Here is a 338-nt window from a genome sequence, read left to right on the forward strand (position 1 = left end):
ATTGCCATTAAAATACCACCAGATATTACAAGTGGCAACATGTTAGAAACACCGTTCATTAAGTGTTTATAGAATGCTTTACCTGGGCTTAATTTTTCTTGACTGTCATTTGAGTTACCTTTTCTTTGACCATCACGGGCAACAAAAGGTTTACGACTTGTATCTAATGCTTTATTAATTAATTCTTCTGGGCGTTTAATACCATCTGCTACTGGTACTTCTACGACATTTTTACCATCGAAGCGATCCGTCTCAACATGAACATCAGCAGCAACAATGATACCTGTTGCATTTTCAATATCTTGTTCAGTTAAATGGTTTTTAATGCCGCTTGAACC

Annotated in this window: 1 protein-coding gene; it reads right to left on the reverse strand. The window is 36.4% G+C overall.

Annotated features, from left to right (window positions below):
- Window positions 1-338 (reverse strand): PTS fructose transporter subunit IIB (locus IDG60_RS03215; RefSeq protein ID WP_481906078.1); only part of this gene is annotated, 338 nt, incomplete at both ends.

It is taken from the genome of Staphylococcus sp. EG-SA-2 (assembly GCF_017152085.1).